We start from the raw sequence: 20771 nt of genomic DNA, 5'->3' as shown, positions 1-20771 counted from the left end.
AAAAAGTGAGCGCATTTGCACTCACTTTTTGCTACTTATTCTTTTCTGACGTTTTACTTTCCATATCTGCTTGGAGATCATCAAGAGTTTTATTCATATCTTCATTTTTCACTATAATCTTTGCCTCAGCATCAATAACTGCATTTCTTACATAATCATAGTTCTTTGAATAATTTATACTTGGAATTTGCTTCGATAATTCAGAAGTTTGAAACCAAACCTTCTCATTGTTTAAATATTCATTAGGCTTTGAAAAAACTTCTGCATCATAACTTGGAATATAGGAAGATAGTAAACTCTGACTTTTTAAATTAAAGCTTTCGGTTTCTATATCTACAGCTGCAAATTTGCAAAACTCACCAGCCAGCTTCTTGCTGGCTGTACTGGAAATAACAGCTAAATTATTACCTTCAGATATTATTGATTGATTTCCACCTGGCTCAAAAGCAGGTACTTTCATCACAGCCCACTTTCCCTTTTGTTCTGGTATGCTATTCATAAAAAAGTCAATATTACTTGCACCAAGCATAGCTGATGCTACATTCCCATTCTTCAATGAATTCATTAAGGCAGCCTTTGAATCATAGCTATATGCAAGTCCATTGCCATATAACTTCATCATAAGTTCTAGCGCCTTTTGTGACTTCTCCGAATTTAAAATTACTTTACCATCCTTATCAAAATAAGAGGTATTTAACTGATTTAATAAAAACCTATAGCTTTCATCAGTTGCGGTTGTAAGTGGAATCAATTTTTGATTAGAAATCTTAGTGACTTTTTTTCCTGCTTCTATATAATCATCCCAAGTCTTTACATTTAAAGTGTTGATACCAGCTTTATCAAACAAGTCTTTCCTATAAAACATTAACACAGGATCAGCTTCAAATGGAATGGCATACATTTTCCCATTTACAGTTACTGCATCTAATTTATTTTTTATAAACTTATCCTTGTCTGAACCAAGTATGTCACTGACTTCTAAAAAAAGCTGGGGGTAATTTTTAACTATATATTGAATTTTATAATCCTCTATCATCACAACATCCGGGAGAGAGGTTTTATCAACACTTCCCACCTCTATTTTATGATATATATCCGCTGTTTCCATATCTAATATTTTTATCTCAACCTGAGGATACTTTTGCTTAAAATTGTCTACTGCTGCTCTTAGCGCCTTTGCAGTATTTTTTGTACTCCATATTTCCAGATTGCCTTCAAGTGTTTTTACCGTTTGTGTCTGAGGCACAACCTGCTTTGTGCAGCCCGTAAAAACAGTAACTAAAGAAATCATGGTCATTGCAAATGCTAACTTTCTAAACCTCAAAAAAATCCCTCCCTGACTATATTCTTATCTTAAGTTTGTAATATACTAATGGGAAAGCATTTCCAATATTATATAACTAAATTTAATATAAGTCCATAGTATACAAGGAAGGACATTATATTTCATGTATTTTATGCTAATTCTTCTGTGCCCTCTCCAATCCCACTGAAATAGAAGCTTGGTTCATATCCAATAGCCTTCGCATAGTTTTCCTTAACTGTTTTAGCAAACTCGTCTATATGTGATTTATCTACAAGAGCTATGGCACATCCTCCAAAACCAGCACCCGTCATTCTTGCTCCTATACATCCAGGAGCTTTTAATGCTTCTTCGACTAAAGTATCCAACTCAATACCTGTTACTTCATATAAATCTCTCAAGGAATTGTGGGATTGTACTAAGAGGTTTCCGAACTCTTGAAGTTTTCCTTCATTTAAGCAATTAAATGCCATTTTAACTCTTTCATTTTCATATACGGCATGTCTTGCTCTCTTTCTTACATTCTCTTTTTCTATAAGACTTTCTAGGGAATCATATTCTTTTGTTGTAAGCTCACATAAAGCATTTATTTCTTTTTCTCTATTAATTTCCTTAAGAGCTTCCTCACATTCAGCTCTTCTTTCATTGTACTTTGATTCATTTAAAGCTCTTCGCTTATTTGTGTTCATAATAACAAGTGAATAATCTTCAAGCTTTACATCTGCATAGCTGTAATTAAGAGTATTGCAGTCTAATAGTATTGCCTTGTTTGCTTTCCCCATGCCAACCGCAAATTGATCCATTATTCCGCAATTAACACCTACAAAAGTATTTTCTGCCTTTTGGCTTATTTTAACCAGCTCTACTTTATCTATTTTACTTTGATTAAATAAATTATTAATTATAACACCAATTAAAACCTCCAAAGATGCGGATGAAGACAGCCCTGCTCCATTAGGAATATTTCCACTTATCAAAATATCCATTCCAGATATCTTATAGCCTTTATCCATCATTACCTTTATAACACCCTTAGGGTAATTAGCCCAGTCATCCTCAACCTTATACTCAATATTATCAAGATTAACTGAGACCTTTAAATCAAAATTAGTAGAAGCTAGGTTAACAATATTGTCCGCTCTTTCCTTAACGCAAGCGTAGGTTCCAAACTCAAGAGCACAAGGGAATACATATCCCCCATTATAATCAATATGCTCACCTATAAGATTAACTCTTCCTGGTGAATGAAAAGCTCTTATTTCACCTTCTCCATATAGCTTAGTAAACTCTTTTTTAAGTTCCATTAATTCCATAATTTCAACCTCCTTATAAATTAAATTGATTTAAAACCCATAGTTTTCATAAAACCTATGAAGCCATTAGCTCCAGCCTCATCCTTTTTGTATACTCCTGCATCCAAAAGTACCTTTAAAAACTTGTTTCCAACTTCTTTTTGTATATATTTTTCTGCATTTTCGCAAGTATTTTTTGTTCCATATTTACTTACAAGCTCTTCAATCCATTTTGCATGCTTGTTAAGTTCGTGACTATCCATATTGACTGCTTCATTATAAAGCTTGTCATTTCCGCATAGCACTTCTTCTATTAGCTTAAGCTCTTTATTCAATCTAGCTGGCAGTACCGCAAGTCCCATTACCTCAATAAGCCCTATATTCTCTTTCTTTATATGGTGTAATTCCTTATGAGGATGATATATTCCATCAGGGTGTTCTTCACTAGTCCTATTATTTCTTAGAACTAAATCCATTTCATAATCGCCACTAGCATTTATTCTTGCAATTGGTGTAATTGTATTATGAGGTATATTTACACCATCTTTCTTAGTAAATGCTAATATCCCTAGCTTCTCATCACTATATTCCCTCCAAGCCTTTAACATATTAACTGAAAGCTCTTTAAGCATTTCTTTGTTTTTACCTGACAATCTTATTACTGATAAAGGCCAGCTTACTATTCCAGCTTTTATCCCTGTATACTCTTCACTTCTAAGTTCAATTTCAATAGGAGCCTTTTCCATTGGAAATACATGTCTTCCACCTTGATAATGCTCATGGCTTAATATTGAACCTCCAACTATAGGTAAATCTGCATTAGAACCTATAAAATAGTGAGGAAACTGTTCTACAAAGTCAAGAAGTCTAGTAAAGGTTTTATCTGAAATCTTCATAGGAACATGTCTTTCATGAAATAGTATGCAGTGTTCATTGTAGTAAACATAAGGAGAATACTGCAAGTACCATTGCTCTTCTCCAATGGTTACAGGAATAACCCTATGATTTTGTCTTGCAGGATGATTTATTGTACCTGCAAAGCCAACGTTTTCTATACAAAGAAGACATTTAGGATAATTAGTCTGTGGCACCAGCTTTGATGCAGCTATTTCCTTTGGGTCTTTTTCAGGCTTAGATAAATTTACTGTTATCTCTAAGTCTCCATAGTTTGTATAAGCTTCCCAATATAAGTTCTTCTTTATCCTATCCATCCTAATATAATTTGAAGCTATGGACATTTTGTAGAAATTATCTGTAGCCTTTGTAACTCCACTTTCTTTACAAGTACCATAAAAATCCTTAGCAACTTCTGATTGTCTAGGCATTAATAGTCCCATTATTTTTGCATCTAGCAAATCCCTATAAGTTGTAGTATTTTCTTCAAGCAGCCCAATCTCATAAGCATAATCTAGCAAGCTTTCAAGTATTGGTACTGCACTTTCAAGTGATTCATTTTCTAATTTACCTTCATAAGGTTCATTTATTTTAAATAAGTCCATTAATGAGTTTCTGCAGGGAATTACATCTAGCTCCTCAATCATATTTTGCTCTTTTGCAAAGTTAAGCAGCCTCTCAAGATTCATTGCCGCATTGTTTTTATTCATAATATTTTCTCCTTTCACTCTAAATACTGGATAACCTATTCGTGTCGATTCCCACCAGCAAGTTCGTCGTAAATGTCCATTTAGGACATTTACACCCTTACTAGAAAACCTTTTCTAATATGTTAATATAAAGGCGTGCATAGCACGCTTTTATATTTTTTTTACTTTTCCGCAGCTCTCTCTCACTACGAGCTTGGTGTCTAAAATAATAGTTTTTCTGCCTTGTGCTCCATTTTCTATTGTATCTAAAAGCTCTAACGCAGCTCTATGTCCAATCTGCTTCATATTTTGATCTACTGAAGTAAGCTTTGGTTGAGTTACTTGTGCCAGTAGAGTGTTATCAAAACCGATAACCGACATATCTTCAGGTATATTTATTCCATTTTTTATACATGCATTTATTGCACCAACTGCCATTAAATCATTGCAAGCAAATATAGCTGTTGGCCTATCTTCCTGTAAAAGCAGCTTTTCAACCTGATTTTCGGTACTCTCAACTACATCAATTTTATTTCCTTTACCTACATTTAATATCTTCGTATAGTTTAAGTCCTCATCCTTTATCATGTCTAAATACATTCTTTCCTTTATGTCATAGGAAAAACTCTTATGCCCTCTAATAAATGCAATTTTTTTATGCCCAAGTTCTAGCAAATATTTAAAAGCCTCAGAAGCTCCTATTTCTTCATCGTAGCATATAAAGTTGCACTTTGTACCCGATGGAGCACCGTTTACTAGTATTATCGGTACGGTTTTTGAGAGCTTTTCATAATATTCCTTTTCTAAATTTTCAATAGTTGGGTCAATAACAACTAATCCATCTACCTGTCTTGAAACTAGCTTCTGCACAACCTCTGTCTCTGATTTAGGGTCTCCGCCTGTATTACATAGGGAGATACTGTATCCCTTAGTTTTGGCATATTCCTCTATTGCTTCTACTATAGTTGGAAAGAACAAGTTAGTTATTCCTGGTACCACTACTCCAATCATAGAAGTTTTTTTAGTGATAAGACTTCTAGCCATGGCATTAGGCTTATAATTTAATTTTTCTATTGCTTTTTCTATTTTTTGTCTTGTTTCCTGCTTAACTGGATAATTGTTATTAACAACTCTAGATACTGTAGTTATAGACACTCCTGCCTCTCTAGCTACATCATTTATAGTGGCTGACATATTCTCACCTCTTAGAAAACCTTTTCTAAATCTAATTCCATCTTATCAAATTACTTGTGTAATTTCAACTAGAAAATAAAAAAAGAATGAAGAAATCTTGCCTACTCAAAATTTCCTCATTCTTACTTCTTACCTATTACTTATTTTAGCCTTTAGCCATTTCATAATTTCCAGTTTCGTTAAATACTTCTTTCCATTCCTTCTCTGCATAAGGCTTAAAGTTTTCAGCCAACTCGTCAAGTTCTTTCATAAACTCTGGATCCTCAACCATTCTCTCTGCGCCAGGATGAGTTGGATAAGCATGGACCTTTGTTACTACTTCCCTAATTACATTTGTGTTATCTATCATCATACATGGCAGTAGTAAATTGTTGTTATATGGTTGTCTGCTTCTAAGTTCCTTGAAGAAAGGACCTCTAAAGATATCAATTAGAGCCTTTCCTTTTAGGTTATCACAAGCAAAGTGTGCGAAAATACATGGTTCTACATCCTCTTTAGAGTTTATATGGCAGTAGTATTTTCCAGCGATGCAGCCTCCTACAACTGGAGCATCATTAAAAAAGTCAATTGTAAAATATGGCTTCGTATTTCTTATTTCTCTTGTCCTTCTTCCAAGTCTAAGTCTTTGCTCTGGTGATAGCATATCATTAACATTGGGATTCTCACCTATTGGCATATACATAAAGTACCAGCTCATCTTGGCACCTTTAGCTATTAACATATCTATAAATTCATCAGAAATTACAGTATCAATATTATACTTTGATGTAGCTGATGATACTCCAAATAGTATTCCTCTAGACTTCAATAAATCCATGGATTTCATAACTCTTTCAAAGGTTCCTTTTCCTCTTCTTGCATCTGTTTCCTTTTCAAAACCCTCTAGTGAGAACATCGGAAATACATTTCCGAGCTTCTTAATTCTATCAGCTAGTTCCTCATTAAATAAACTTCCATTTGTAAATGGTGTAAACATAACATCATTATACTTTTCATAAATATCTAGCATTTTATCGTAGAAGAAAGGTTCTCCACCTAATACTACAATATAATATATACCTAAATCCCTTGCTTCACCTATAATTCTATCTACCTCTTCAAAAGGTATATCATCCTTTTTGCTGTAGTTGCCAGCATAACAGCCCGTACATCTCAAATTGCATCTCATTGTAGGGCTTATTAGTAGGGTAAATGGTACCTTTGTATCTTCGTATTCAAGATATTTTGCTCTCTTAGGCATACCATACCAAGTTGCATTAGAAACAAAATTAACAAGAAACTTTTTTAAGCAGTTCTTATCTGTAGTAGTAAGTATGTTTTGAACAAGTTCATAGGTTGCAGGATTTTCTTTATAATAATTAAATACAAAATCTATCTGCTGCTGCGCTGTTTCATCCTTAGCAAGCTTCTTTGCCAAAGAAAACAGCTTGTCAACATTTTTCTCTGGATTTTTTTCAACAACTTCAACTAGAGCATTCAAAACTGAATCCTTCATTCCTTTTTCCATAGCATCAATTACATTCATAATATTATTACCCCCCGAAAAGTAATCGACTAAAAATATTAATAAATTATATACTATTAATAATTATATGAAGGCTGACCAGTCAGTATAACTACATTATAATCCCATAGTAAATAATGTCAATTAGATTGTAAAGTGTTTACATTCTATTAATAAACAAAAAAATGGTCGAATTGTACCCCTTGATTTAGCTCAAAGTTTACAATTCGACACTCTAAATCTTTTACTTTTTACTTCTTACTTCTACAGCTTATTTATCATGCTTGCCATATAGCCAGCTCCAAAGCCATTATCTATATTTACTACACTAACTCCACTAGCACAGCTATTAAGCATTGCAAGCAATGCAGAAAGTCCTCCAAAATTAGCTCCATAGCCTATGCTAGTTGGCACTGCAATAACGGGTTTATCTACAAGGCCTCCAACAACACTAGCCAGTGCACCTTCCATACCAGCCACAACAACTACAGCTCTTGCCCCTCTAATAAGATCTATCCTGTTGAAAAGCCTATGTATACCAGCTACTCCTACATCAAATATACGTTCAACCCTATTTCCTAGAATTTCAGCAGTAATAGCGGCTTCCTCAGCAACTGGTATATCTGAGGTACCAGCAGTGACCACTGCTATGTAAGTTTCAGGTGCTTTAATTTCTTTTTTCCTTATAGTTAATGTTCTAGCCAGTTTATTGTACTCTACTTCAGGACAAATTGTTTTCACTGCTTCATACATTTCTTCTGAAGCCCTTGTACCTAAAATATTATTATTTTTCGTAAGCATAAACTCTATAATTCCTTTAACCTGTTCTACTGTTTTACCTTCGCAGTAGATAACTTCAGGATAACCAACCCTTACTTCTCTATGATTATCTATTTTTGCATAACCAAGCTCCTTAAATGGTAAATCCCTTAGAATCTCTGTACCTTCTTCTACGGATATATCTCCAGAGCTAATTTTACTTAAAATTTCCTTAAGCTCTTCAGTATTCATATTATATCTCCTATTCAGACTAATCAATTATCCTTTTCCATGCAGCTTCATACACTTTGCTAATTGGCAAGTTTTTTTCAATTGCAATCTTTTTTATATCCTCATATTCAGGTTTCGCTTTTATCTTCTCTTCATTATAAAATGAAGTTTTAACTCTTACACTTCCATATTCCGTATGGATTATTGAATTTTCTCTTTTTAGTATTGTCCTGCGAACTTTATATTTTCTTATGCCTAAGGTAGTAGTTTCCTTTAATATAAATGCAATAACACTCTCCTCTATCTCATCAGTGCATAATACACTTAAAGTAATTCCGGGTCTTCCCTTCTTCATAATAATAGGAGTGAGATACACATCCATAACGTCCATATTAAATAGTTTTTCCATAATATAATCATAGGTTTCTGGATTCATGTCATCTATATTGCATTCAATAACATTTGCATCTTCCTTATTATAATCCACGGAAACTTCTTTATTATAAGGAACATAACTTAAATTGCTTTGGGAATCTTCCTTTGCTTCCCCAATAAAAACTCTTAAAACATTTGGTATTTCAGTATCTCTATGACCTATTCCGTAGCCTACCCTGCTTACTGTAAATTGCTTTTTATCAGTAAACTCATTAACCGTTGCTGCTAATATTGCCGCCCCAGTAGGAGTAGTAGTTTCAAAAGGTACAGCTCCAAGCTTTATCGGAATGCCCTTTAGTATCTCAGTCGTAGCAGGTGCTGGTACTGGGAACCTCCCATGAGCACAATTAACAAATCCACCACCAACCTCTACCGATGAACATATTACCTTATCTACCTTTAGATAATCCAGACATATAGCAGCTCCAATTATATCTACAATAGAATCTACTGCACCAACTTCATGAAAATGAACTTCCATTATGCCTTTTCCATGAATTTTTGCTTCAGCTTCAGCTACCTTTAGGAATATATTCATACTAAGTTTTTTAACTTCATCATTAAGTGAACTTGAGTTAATTATTTTTTCTATATCCATCAAGTTTCTATGCTCATCATGGACATGATTGTGATGAACGTGATCAGAATGAGCATGACTAGAATGTTTATGTTTATGCTCAGTCTCTTCTTCGCTATCCAAATTTACCTTAACTTTAGTCCCAGTTATGCCTTTTCTCTCATCAGTAGTAACTACTATCTCGTAGCCGCTAACCTTTAATTTTTCTAATTCTTTTATAAGATATTCCTTGTCTACTCCTAAATCAAGAAGTGCACCTAAGTTCATATCCCCACTAATTCCAGAAAAACAATCATAATATAGTATCTTCATAGTTTCATCACACTCCCGTAGACTAATGATTTTCTATAAACCAATCAATTAAATCTCTAGCTATAGTACCTTTTAGTGGAATTCTAGGTAAGCTATCCTTTGAAAACCAAGCTGCAGTCTCTATTTCATTTCCATCCACTTCAATTTCTCCACTATCATATTCAGCAGTAAATCCAACCATTAATGAATCTGGAAATGGCCAAGGCTGACTATCAAAATATTTTATATTTTTCACCTTTATTCCTATTTCTTCATAAACTTCTCTTTTTACACATTGCTCAAAAGTTTCACCTGCATCAACAAAACCTGCAACCACACTATACATATCTCCAGCAAAATTTCTATTATGAGCTAATAATATCTCATCACCTTTTACAACTGCCATAATAACTGCTGGTGAAATTCTAGGGTAGCTTATAAACCCACATTTAGGACAGAATTTAGCTCTCTCATTAGCTTTTGTTTCTGTAGTGCTGCCGCATCTTCCACAAAACTTATTATTTCTATCCCATAATATTACCGAAAAAGCTCTAGCACATACTGTGAAAAGTTCTTTATCTAAATTCATGGATATATTTCTTAAGGTCTGGAACTCTAAGTGATGATTTAGATTATTAGGTTCACTATCCACTACTGCACAAAAGCAATTCCTATTGTTTAAAGTTCCAATGTAATATGTATCTATAAATTCTAAGTTACTAACATCTATTGAATTAGGAAAATCAATTTGTTCTCCTACATTTTTAACCAACATCTTGTCGCCTCTAAAGACAAACCATAGATCCTCTTCACTGCTTTCATTTAAAGGTTCAATACCTGGAATAAATCTCATATACTTATTTAAGTTGTCCATTTAATGTCACCACCCTCTCTATATATAGTACATTATTCAAACTGAATTTGCTAGAATATTTCTTACATAATATTCGTTAGCTATAAACAAACATTTAAAATCTTGGACGTATTTTTCTTGAATGAATTTAATTTTTCTAAAATATATTATAAAAAAAAGCGAGTTCATATATTCTCGCTTTTTTATAATAATATAAAGTTTTTACTCATATACTGCACTTACTTCACAACGTTATTAAAATATACTAATTTCAAATATACGTGCTCTTTCATCCCCGTTTGTTCTACTTATATTAATTCTCACTTTATCAAATTTTAAATTATCTAACTCATGCTTTCTAAAGCGCAAATAATTATCACTTATGCTAATTGTCCTTACTACATTGTCTTTAAACATGAAGTTTACTTCGTAATCTTTCACTAGTTCCTTTGGAATTCCTTTTTCTTGTCCTTCTAAGCCATTTTTAAACATTGACAGCATAAGCTGTTTTGAGAGATTTGAATCAAATTTTATTTCAATACTATCAGCAGAAATAGGCGAATCAAAGCTTAGTTCTATCCATTGTACTTTTCCATCAAGGGGCTTTGAAATCCAACAATTAAAAGTATTGTGAACTGTCCTTGCTATACCATTTGTAACATTATAGCATTCACAGCTTTCTTCATAAGATGAACAGGTTATCTTAGCACTCCTTGCTTTATTATTAGGATTATTGTTTACAACCCCTGGAATGTAAGCATCATCTCTAAGTAATTTTAACTGAAGTTCTTTAATATTATTAATTATTTCCTTTGGATAGCATCCTCTTTTAGCAGCCATAGCTGCTGCAGTACCCGCTGCTTGACCAACTACAGAGCAGGTTCCCATAACTCTGGTAGATCCAAAGGCCATATGTGAAGTACTAATTGCTCTTCCTGCAATCATAAGATTTGTAATATTCTTTGAGTATAAGCTTCTATAAGGAATTTGATATACATCTGGAACATTTATATATTCCGTTGGTTCAATTCTTGTCCTTAATCCACCTACTGCATGCATGTCCATTGGCCATCCGCCATAGGCAACTGCATCCTCAAATTGTGTATTATTTGCTAAGTCACCTTCATTTAAAATGTAGTCTCCTATTATCCTTCTACTCTCCCTTTTACCAGGTAAAAAACCAACCCAGTCAAGAGCATAATTTTCCGCTCCATGATCTCCGGCATTTTTTATATGATCCCATACCCCATATACTGCCTTTAAAAGCTCATCTCTTATAACCTCTCCATCTGAAATAACGTCAAGCTCATCTCCTCCGAGCTCAATCCACCAATAATTAAAGCCACTATTCCCATGTTCCCGTCCATTTAAGTCTTCTTCTGTGTAAGTGTTTGCCCAAAACGGCTTTTCAAAAGGCACAGGATGTCCCATATCTATAGTCTTAAATAAAAGAGTGTTGCCCATAGTACAGTTATCTCCTTTTTCTGGAGCATGTGGCTCATTAAAAGTATCTCTGCTTTCTCTTCCAACAACGTAATCTGCTCCAGAAAGGTATGCTAAAGTACCATCTCCGGTGGCATCTATAAAAATATCACCCTTTATTTGAAAATTTTTCTCAGTTGTAATTTGCTCTGCAACAACCGCTTCTATTTTATCCTCATTAGCTACTACATCTGTCATATGGGTATTCAAGTACAAGTCCAACCCCTCTTGAAATTTAGCTTTTTCCCATAGAATTGTGTCAAATACCGAATATGAGTTTTGAGGATTTCTTTTTCTATTTTCTAATAATATCTCCTCTAGTATTCCTGTTTCTCTTGCATTAGCTCTATGTCCATGATTATCAGCTCCACAAATATGCATTCTTATTTCAGAACTTGCATTACCTCCAAGAACTGGCCTATTGTGAATTAATGCAGTGGCTGCACCTTCTCTTGCAGAAGCAATAGCAGCACAAAGACCTGACAACCCTCCTCCTACAATTACGACCTCATATTTCTTTTTAATATGTTCCATAGCTTAAATCCTCCCGGATAATCAACTTTATTTATTGTATATCTATAAATTCCTTTGTATATGGAATAGACATAATTATTCTTGTTCCAAGATTTATCTTACTCTTTATTTCTATTCCATACTTTTCTCCAAAGCTTAGCTTTATGCGCTGATTAACATTTTTAATGCCTATATGATTTTCTTCTTTAATATATTCAGTCTGCAGTTCATTATTTATCACTCTACACTTTTCTTCCTCAATGCCTACTCCGTTATCTATTATTTCTATTATCAAATTTTCTTCCATTATATATGCTTTTATTGTTAAAACACATTTTTTATCACTAGGCTTAATTCCATGATATATAGCATTTTCAACAATTGGCTGCAGAGTTATCTTAGGTAAAATAGCAGATAGTGTCTCATCCTCTATATCATAAATTACTTCAAATTTATCCTCATATCTTACCTTTTGAATATCTAAGTAAATTCTTACATGCTGTAACTCTTTATCTAAAGTGTTCATATAATCTTTTGTATTTAAACCTATCCTTAATAGCTTTGAAAGATTAGATATCATTTTGCTTCCTTCATTCTCACCATTCGTGAATTCCATGACCTTCCACTTTATATTTTCCAAGGTATTAAATAGAAAGTGGGAGTTAATTTGAGATTGAAGTGCAATAGATCTAGCCTTTTTAAGGAGATCCATTCTTTCTTCCAGCTCACCTTTAAGATTTTGAACATCATTAATTGAACTCTCTAGGCCTCTAGAAATTATTTTCAACTCATTTATCTTAGTCTTACTATATTTTTGTATATTGCCATGTGGTTTTTTTTCTAATATCTCCAGCATTTCCTCTATTGGTGTAAAAAGATTTACTGCTATAAAGAAGGAAATTATTAGTACAGTTATAATACTAAATAGTAGGAACATAGTTATAATATCTTTAATTTTATTAACCTTAGCATTGTTTTCTTCTGCACTAACTAGAGATACAAAATTCCAATCATTGTAGTCAGACCTAATATTGTATACAAAATACTCCTTGTCGTTAACTTTAATTGTATCGGTGTTTCCTATTTTATATACATCCACCCCTTTAAAATCCTTAGTGGTTGTGATATCTTTATTTAATAAACTTTTATCCTTACTAAATACTATTTGATTTTTATTTAATATATAGAAGTCCTTAACAGATTTATCCTTATTCAGGTTAATTAATTGATTTATTTTATCTATATCAACGCTAACTACAACTAGGCCCTTTTTATTCCCATTATAAATAGGTATATTTCTAAAAAAGGATATGGTATTTTTATCCGGTATTACTGAAATCCAATATGTCTTATCTTTATTTTCCACAAACTGGTTTTCTAAAGTTTCACCATACTTCCATTCTATATAATTCATATTACTGGTAACAACTTTATACTTGCTTTTATCAGAATAAATACATATAGAATTTATGAAATCTCCATAATAAATATAAGTATTTACTACTTTTTCAATGCCGCTTATATTTCTTAGCATATTATAATCTTTTTTTGAATAGTCACTGCTGTTAAAAGAAAGTAAGCTTTCAACTTCTGAATCTGTAGCTAAGCTTAGCAGTGTAGTCTCAACCTGTCTGCTTATCATATCTATACTGTCCTTTGTTCTTGATAATGCCGATAAATTTGCATTCCTAACCTCGTTCTTATAAACATTATTTAAATAATTAAAGGCAATAGAAACAGCTACAAACATTGGAATAGTAATGAAGAGATTTATACTGATAAAATATTTTACTAAAATGCTATTAAATCTGTATTCTTTAATATATTTCCATATATTTATACTCTTAAATTTTCTCATCTCCACACCTATCTTTTAGACATATCATCTGATTTGCTGCTTAAAATTATTTCTCTATATTTATTAGGAGTTAACCCAGTATAATTCTTAAAAACCTTATAAAAATACTTTAAATTCTTATAACCCACAAGCCCTGATATTTCATATACTTTAATATGCCTGTTGCTAAGAAGTTCCTTTGCTCTTTCAATCCTAATATTAGTTACATAATCTATAAAATTAACTCCCATTTTCTTTTTATATATTTTGCTTAAGTATACTGGGCTTAAATAAACATGCTCAGCTACCTTTTCTAAAGTTAAATCCTCAGAATAATTATCCTCAATATATCTATTTGCCCTTTTTATCACAAGATCTATGTTACTGCTATTATTCTGTTCTATTGCTTCTATAGATACATTTATCCACTTTTCAAAAATATTTATTGCATTGTTGTAGTCCTTTGTTAAGCTTATTTCTTTTATATTTCTTTTTAAATCATCCTTTATAATTAGTCCAGAATATTGATTTTCGATAGAGTTATACAAAAGCACTAAGGTATTTTTTAAAAACTTTAATCCTATAGTAAAAGGAATCAGCTTTAGTTCTGAAGAAATATTACTTTGATAGCTGCATATCGAGTCTTTATCAAAGTTTAAAAAACTGTCTATTAAAGCTTCCTGATACTTTAAAATAGACTTTTGAGTTCTTTCAATAGTCACTTCTGGATTACCCATCAATTCCTTTATTCTATTTTGAGCCTCTTCAATCTTAATCTTATCTTCTTTTATTTCCTGACTAATATATTTTTTATGGTCTAAGTCTTTCTTTATTTTTAAAAACTTTTCTTTAATTTCTTCTATGTCTATGGGCTTTACAATATATGAAAACACGTTATATTCTAAAGCTTTCTTGGCATACTCAAATTCCTGATACCCACTTATTAAAACTATTTTAACTCCTTTAAAGTTCTCAAAGGCATATTTTGCTACATCAAGGCCTGAAACTTTATTCATCCTGATATCGCATAGAATAACATCCACAGCCATGCTGTTCATATAATCTATCACTTCTTCGCCATCTTCGCATTTGAAAACCACCTTAAATCCAAGTTCTTCCCAATCAATAAACTTAGCCAAGCCTTCTCTTATATTTTTTTCATCATCAGCTATAACGAGATTATACAATTAAATCACCACCTGCAATTTAAGGAATTTCACCAACTTAACCATAAACCTATTCTACAACTAGCTATAAAATCCTTTTAAATTAAATAATAGCCTAAATAGGCTATCGAATTGACAGCCTATTTATTATTATTGCCTATTTTAAAACTTATCCCTTAACTGAACCAGATGTTATTCCTTGAATAAAATACCTCTGCAAGAAAATAAATATTAATGCTACAGGTATAGATACAAAAATCGATGCTGCCATCATATTGGACCAGTTATTTTGAAATTCTCCCATATAGGTAAGAGAAAGCCCTGGTGCTAATGTTCTTTTACTTGCTGAAGTTACAAGTGTCAAGGAGTATAATAAATCATTCCAGCTCCATACAAAGCCATATATTGCTGTGGATATCACTCCTGGTACAACTAATGGAAATATTATTTTATGCATTATAGTAAACCTTGATGCACCATCTATACTGCCTGATTCAATCAGTGAGTCAGGAATTTCATCAAAATAAGACTTTAACGTTAATGTGCCCATTGGTAAAGTAAAGGTTACAAAGGATAAAATTAGAGATATATAGTTATCTAAAAGGTTAAGCCTACGCATTACTGTATATATTGTAAGCAAAAGTACCGCAAAAGGAAACATTTGAGCAGTCATAACTAATAGCATAAATGAATTTCTTCCTCTGTACCTAAATTTTGAAAAACTGTATCCCGCATAAATACATAAAACTGTAGTTATAAATGAGCTAGTAAAGGAAACAAATAAGCTATTTTTTAAATAAGTCAATATTCTTTTATCGGTTATAACCTGTTTAAAATTCTCAAAGGTTATATGCTTTGGAAAAAAACTTGGATTAACATTAAAAGCTTCCGTTGCTGGTTTCAGTGCAGTTATTATTATCCAGTATAGTGGAAATAACACAAATAATCCTACAACAAGCATAGAAAGTATAAAGAAAACTTTGAAGCCTTTACTTTTATTATCAAATAACTTATATTCAGACATGTTCTACCTCCTCTTTAACTTTCCTTTTGTAGTTTTAAATATAAAACCATAAATACTGATAAAATAATAACCCAGATTGTTCCTATAGCTGAAGCTCTGCCTAAATTCCAGTTTTGGAAGGCAGTCTTATAAACTTCAACCGATAATGTTGTGGTAGATATACCAGGACCTCCTGTAGTCATAACCCATATAATATCAAAATGCTGTAGTCCTGCTATAGTTCCAAGTAACAAAACAAAGTAAATTATATTTTTCATTGAGGGTAATATTATCTTAGTGAAAACCTTAAAATTATTTGCTCCATCTATCCTAGCTGCTTCTATCATGTCATAGGATATCCCCTTTAAACCTCCTATAAGCAAAGCCATAAACCAAGGCATGTACTGCCATGTTCTTGCTATAATAACTGCCAGCATAGAAAACTTAGGATCTGCCAGCCAGGTAATATTATCTTTTATAATTCCTAAACTTTTTAATACGTAGTTTAAAACTCCAAATTGTCCATGGAATATCCACATCCAAAGAAAGCCTATAGCTGTTCCTGGTATTATCCAGTTAACTAGAGTTATTCCTCTTAGAATTTCCGATCCTCTAAAGCCTTGATTTAATAATATTGCCCAAATAAACCCTAAAACGAAGGATAACAAGGTTGTCCCTACAACAAATATAAACGTGTTCATCAATATTTTTAGAAAGTTAGGGTCCATAAGTATGCTTTTGAAATTATCTAGCCCTATAAAGGTCCTTTTCGTAGTTAACATATCTGCTTTAAAAAAACTACTAGCAACCGCTGATATAAACGGATATAAAACAATAACTGAAAAAACTATAAGTGCTGGAAGGAGTAACAGAAAGCCAAATTGGCCATCCGTTAATCTATCCTTCTTTATATCCCCCTGCAATTTTTGTTGTGAAAAGAGATTCATTTAGTCACCTTCTCTAGTTTAAATTTTCTTTAAGCCTTTTTTCCGCATCCTCCAAAGCTTTTTTAGGTGTTTTGGTTCCTAGAAGTGTGTTTTGGATTTCCTCGGTAACAATAGTTGATAACTGGCTATCATTTTCGTATTTTTGTGTTTCTGCCTTCTTACCTGTTTCTGTAGTCTTTAACCACTGACTTGACCATTTATCATTTTTAACCTTGTCATCTTCAATTGCTGATTTTACTACTGGTACAGATCCTGTAGCAGTAAAATACTTTATAGCTGTGTCTTTACCTATTAAATATTTTATAAAATCTGCAGCCTTTGCTTTGTCTTTAGAACTCTTGAATATTACTAATTGATGTCCCCATAATGTTGATTGTGGTTTATCCCCTGCTTTTAATACTGGCCTTAACATTGGTTGAATTGTGGAATCTAATTTATCAGTAGCAACTCCGTTTTTATTTGCTATTCCTTTTGCTAATATAGCATCGTCATAGAAAGCAACTTTATTTTGAGCAAATAACTGTCTTGCATCAAATCTAGTTAGATCCATTGCAATGTATCCATTGTCCTTTAACCCTTTATACCAGGTTAATGCCTTTTCATTAGCTTCACTGTTTATAACTACCTTTCCACTATCATCAATGTACTGTCCACCAAAAGTCCAGAACCAAGCATTCATATCCTTAGAAATACTTCCAGCTTCCTTAGTAGCTGCTGCATAAGGTATTATATTTTTGTCATAAGCTTTAATCTTTTTAAGAGCTTCTTCAAATTCTGCAACTGTTTCTGGTACTTTAGTTACCCCTGCATTTTTTAGTATTGTAGGGTTATATACCATTCCTATTGATGCTTGAGTCCATGGAACTGCTAGCTGCTTTCCTCCAATATTTCCAGAGTTTAAAGCTGCTGGACTTATGTTCTCCTTCATCCAATCCTTATCAAGTACTTCATTTAAGTCAACCAATACATCCATTTTAGCTAAAGTAGCTAGCCATGCCATGTCAACCTGAGCAACATCAAGCTCTTGTTTACTTTGTGTTCTTATTATTAACTGCTGCAAAGTATTTGCCCAAGGCCATCCTACCCAGGATATCTCAGCATTATCTTTGGAAGTATTATAAGTGTTAATTATATCTTTTATAATCCCTTTATTTGCTTCTTCTTCACCTGACCAGCCTGCCCATACCAACTTAGTTTTCTCAGTGCTAGTTTTACTTGTATCTTCTTTCTTGCTACAGCCTACTCCAGCTAACATACTCACAACTAAAAGTCCTGTAACTAAAAACTTAACTTTTTTCATGTTACCCCTCCAATATTTTTTTCTTAATATCATTGTAAAGGTTTACCCACCGCATTTAAATGGTACTAACTTTATAATTTGGTACTATAAATTTAACCTTTTACTCATACTTAGTTTAAATTCTATTTATATATAAACAAATTTTAAATAAAAGTATAATATTTTAGCTTCTTGGTACCACTAAAAAAGTCTATGAAATTAACTAAGGCAGGTCTCAATTTCTTTTTGACTATTTTTTATATAAAAAAAGTATGAGAAGCAACTTTGTATTAGTAGTTAAGCTCCCATACTTCTTTCAATTTTCATCTTTGTTATAGTTTTTAATTAAGATACTTTTTACACCTTCTTAAAAACTTCTCATTGTTTTCTTTTTCCTTTTCAATTTCATTATCCAGCTTGCCGCCTCTTCCTAATCTATCGCACAATGAAAAAAGAGCTACTTCTTCTATGTCAATATCCTTTACCATTGATTTTATATCTGCAAAGGGCAGCTCCTTAAGTACAAACAGCGGCTGCATATGCCACCTAACTATGGCTGAAACTTTATCAATAAACTCTCTATCTTTATAGTATTCTTTCAGAAAATTAGCAGCCATATCTTCTCCTACTTTATCATGATCATAAGAGGTTATCCTTCCTTTTCTTAGCTTTGTAGTGGGTGCCTTTCCTATATCATGCAATAGCGCACTCCACATAAAAGCCTTTGGATCCTCACTGTCTGTCTTTCTTTTCGCGGCTTCATCCAAAACCAGCATGGTATGATTCCAAACAGATCCCTCAGGATGATATTTTTCATTTTGAGGTGTATTCACTAAATCTGCTAGCATTTTAAAAGGAAAGGTATTCTTAAACTCTGTTTTTTCCTTTATACTATTAAAATAATCAGAGGGCTTATGATCCTCCATTAGATGTTCTTCCATTTCTTTAAAATATGTTTGTTTATTATCCATAGCATTTCTCCAATATATTTAATTTATTGTGTACTTCCTATTATATCTTGTATTTGATTCAAATCTTGCTTTATCTGATTCTGTGGATTGGAATAAGTTTTATACCAGCCCTTGTTAGATACTATATCTACTAGTCTATAATGTTCATTAATACATGCATCTAATTGGTTTCTAAGTATATCCCTAAGGTCAGGATTAACAGCTTCAATAACAGCCTTAGTAAGCTGATCAATCTCAGCTTTTGAAGCAATTAGCAGTTCAATTGCAATGTCTCCCTCATTCATTGTATATGAATTATTATTTCCAAACAAATTATTTATCCAAGACATCCTACCTCACCTATCCTTATTAATCTTTAACTTTATTGACTACTCTGTCCTTGTCCTCGGCTTTGCCCTTGTCCCTGTGCTTGTTCTTGATTATGATTCCAGCTTGGGTATTGCTCCTGACTGCTTTCTTCAGATTGCTGCTGATTTTCATTATTAAAAAAATCGTCTATCTCCTGAAGCTTTGTAATTTTATTATTCAGACTATCTTCCATAAAATTTTTTAATTCTTCATCTTGTACCTTAGACATTTCTTCATTAAGCTTTTTAACTCCTACCATATAATCATTAATTAATTCGTGTAATTCCATTGCCTCGTGATGCGATAACTTAGGCTTACTTTCCATATGCTCTCCTACCTCTCTATGTATATCAATTTCACTATTTCATTATGTAAAACACTTACTTATAGTTTTTCACAACAAGGATTATTAATTCATAAAACTAATTTAAAATCAAATTTTATCACTCCAAATTAAACCTCTAAAACCACTTCTTTACTACTTATATTCAGTATAAAATATTCTATTTAGATAAAATTAAGCTTATATAAGTTTATACTTAAATGCAAGCGAGGTGCTAATTTAAATGAAAAAAATAATGGCAACATTAATAGTATTTTCTATGGTATTATCTACTGCTGCTTGTTCCACGAAAAACTCAACCGTAGATGAAACCAAAAATAGTTCTACTAATCAAAGCTCTTCAAGAAGTGGAAGTGTAGGGAAAATATCCTCTGCAAATACACCATATAAGGACGGTACCTACAATGGTTTGGGAGATAAGAGACCTAATGGAAATGAAACTGCAACCGTAGTTATAAAAGATGGAAGAATATATAATGTTACACTTGGATCATTAGATAAAAACGGCAATAGAATAGTCTATAACAATGGCTCTGGTGCAGGAAATAACGTATCTGGAATGGATGATGCTCTTGGCAGCTCAAATAGAAACATAGGATATAATACAGGTCATAATACTGCTAGTGATAATATTAAAAGTAATACCAATTCTGAAACAAGTAATATAAATAATAATACCCTAACCACTACTCCTTCAGTAAGCTTGGATCAGCTTAGAATAGATCTAGCAAATGCCATTGTTCAATATCAAACGACTAACATTACAGTAAATACTAATAAAGAATATGATGAGGTAATGAATAATTGGAGGTTAGCTGTAAGGAGGGCTTTAGATCAATCTGAAAAATAGTAATAAAAAT

At 32.5% G+C, this 20771-nt stretch carries 18 protein-coding genes; 1 reads left to right on the top strand and 17 read right to left on the bottom strand.

Annotated elements, in window-relative coordinates:
* Positions 1-31: 31 nt before the first annotated feature.
* The 17 genes from bsdE14_RS13855 to bsdE14_RS13775 all read right to left on the bottom strand — a co-directional run bounded on the left by bsdE14_RS13855 (position 32) and on the right by bsdE14_RS13775 (position 19893).
* Positions 32-1324: an ABC transporter substrate-binding protein gene (locus bsdE14_RS13855; RefSeq protein WP_264850555.1), complete on the bottom strand. Its 1293-nt coding sequence runs from the start codon at positions 1322-1324 to the stop codon at positions 32-34.
* Between the two features lie 131 nt (positions 1325-1455).
* Entirely contained in the window at positions 1456-2619 is a 1164-nt protein-coding gene (locus bsdE14_RS13850; RefSeq protein WP_435382608.1) for a galactokinase, read from the bottom strand.
* 17 nt (positions 2620-2636) lie between these two features.
* On the bottom strand, positions 2637-4199 hold the full coding sequence (locus bsdE14_RS13845; RefSeq protein ID WP_264850553.1) for a UDP-glucose--hexose-1-phosphate uridylyltransferase: 1563 nt from the start codon (positions 4197-4199) through the stop codon (positions 2637-2639).
* A gap of 150 nt (positions 4200-4349) precedes the next feature.
* Positions 4350-5372 carry a LacI family DNA-binding transcriptional regulator gene (locus bsdE14_RS13840; RefSeq protein ID WP_264850551.1) on the bottom strand — a complete coding sequence of 341 codons (1023 nt, stop codon included), beginning with the start codon at positions 5370-5372 and terminating at the stop codon, positions 4350-4352.
* A gap of 145 nt (positions 5373-5517) precedes the next feature.
* Positions 5518-6897, bottom strand: coding sequence for a radical SAM/SPASM domain-containing protein (locus tag bsdE14_RS13835; RefSeq protein WP_264850550.1), 1380 nt, complete (start codon positions 6895-6897; stop codon positions 5518-5520).
* Between the two features lie 243 nt (positions 6898-7140).
* A complete protein-coding gene (larB, locus tag bsdE14_RS13830; protein WP_264850548.1) occupies positions 7141-7887 on the bottom strand; it encodes a nickel pincer cofactor biosynthesis protein LarB in 747 nt (248 codons plus the stop codon).
* 19 nt (positions 7888-7906) lie between these two features.
* Positions 7907-9190 carry a nickel pincer cofactor biosynthesis protein LarC gene (gene larC, locus bsdE14_RS13825; protein WP_264850546.1) on the bottom strand — a complete coding sequence of 428 codons (1284 nt, stop codon included), beginning with the start codon at positions 9188-9190 and terminating at the stop codon, positions 7907-7909.
* A 22-nt stretch (positions 9191-9212) separates the two neighbouring features.
* The gene (nudC, locus tag bsdE14_RS13820; RefSeq protein ID WP_264850544.1) at positions 9213-10043 is read right to left on the bottom strand and encodes an NAD(+) diphosphatase; all 831 of its coding nucleotides are present in this window, start codon (positions 10041-10043) and stop codon (positions 9213-9215) included.
* Positions 10044-10277: 234 nt separating this feature from the next.
* Positions 10278-12038: an FAD-dependent oxidoreductase gene (locus tag bsdE14_RS13815; RefSeq protein ID WP_264850543.1), complete on the bottom strand. Its 1761-nt coding sequence runs from the start codon at positions 12036-12038 to the stop codon at positions 10278-10280.
* Positions 12039-12069: 31 nt separating this feature from the next.
* Positions 12070-13875, bottom strand: a complete 1806-nt coding sequence (locus tag bsdE14_RS13810; protein WP_264850542.1) for a sensor histidine kinase — start codon at positions 13873-13875, stop codon at positions 12070-12072.
* Between the two features lie 8 nt (positions 13876-13883).
* Positions 13884-15041: a response regulator transcription factor gene (locus bsdE14_RS13805; protein ID WP_264850541.1), complete on the bottom strand. Its 1158-nt coding sequence runs from the start codon at positions 15039-15041 to the stop codon at positions 13884-13886.
* 148 nt (positions 15042-15189) lie between these two features.
* Complete coding sequence (locus bsdE14_RS13800; RefSeq protein WP_264850540.1) at positions 15190-16044, bottom strand: carbohydrate ABC transporter permease; 855 nt, start codon at positions 16042-16044, stop codon at positions 15190-15192.
* 14 nt (positions 16045-16058) lie between these two features.
* Positions 16059-16970 carry a carbohydrate ABC transporter permease gene (locus bsdE14_RS13795; RefSeq protein ID WP_264850539.1) on the bottom strand — a complete coding sequence of 304 codons (912 nt, stop codon included), beginning with the start codon at positions 16968-16970 and terminating at the stop codon, positions 16059-16061.
* A 13-nt stretch (positions 16971-16983) separates the two neighbouring features.
* Positions 16984-18270, bottom strand: coding sequence for an ABC transporter substrate-binding protein (locus bsdE14_RS13790; protein WP_264850537.1), 1287 nt, complete (start codon positions 18268-18270; stop codon positions 16984-16986).
* Positions 18271-18590: 320 nt separating this feature from the next.
* Entirely contained in the window at positions 18591-19220 is a 630-nt protein-coding gene (locus bsdE14_RS13785; protein WP_264850536.1) for an HD domain-containing protein, read from the bottom strand.
* Between the two features lie 23 nt (positions 19221-19243).
* On the bottom strand, positions 19244-19549 hold the full coding sequence (locus bsdE14_RS13780) for a spore coat protein (RefSeq protein WP_264850535.1): 306 nt from the start codon (positions 19547-19549) through the stop codon (positions 19244-19246).
* A gap of 32 nt (positions 19550-19581) precedes the next feature.
* On the bottom strand, positions 19582-19893 hold the full coding sequence (locus bsdE14_RS13775) for a hypothetical protein (protein WP_264850534.1): 312 nt from the start codon (positions 19891-19893) through the stop codon (positions 19582-19584).
* Between the two features lie 241 nt (positions 19894-20134).
* Between bsdE14_RS13775 and bsdE14_RS13770 the strand changes: the two genes are divergently transcribed.
* Entirely contained in the window at positions 20135-20761 is a 627-nt protein-coding gene (locus bsdE14_RS13770; protein WP_264850533.1) for a hypothetical protein, read from the top strand.
* Positions 20762-20771 lie beyond the last annotated feature (10 nt).

It is taken from the genome of Clostridium omnivorum (assembly GCF_026012015.1).
In the GTDB taxonomy this organism is placed as follows: domain Bacteria; phylum Bacillota; class Clostridia; order Clostridiales; family Clostridiaceae; genus Clostridium_AX; species Clostridium_AX omnivorum.
The sequence above is the reverse complement of the archived record's forward strand: the minus strand, read 5'-3'. Positions and strand labels throughout refer to the sequence as shown.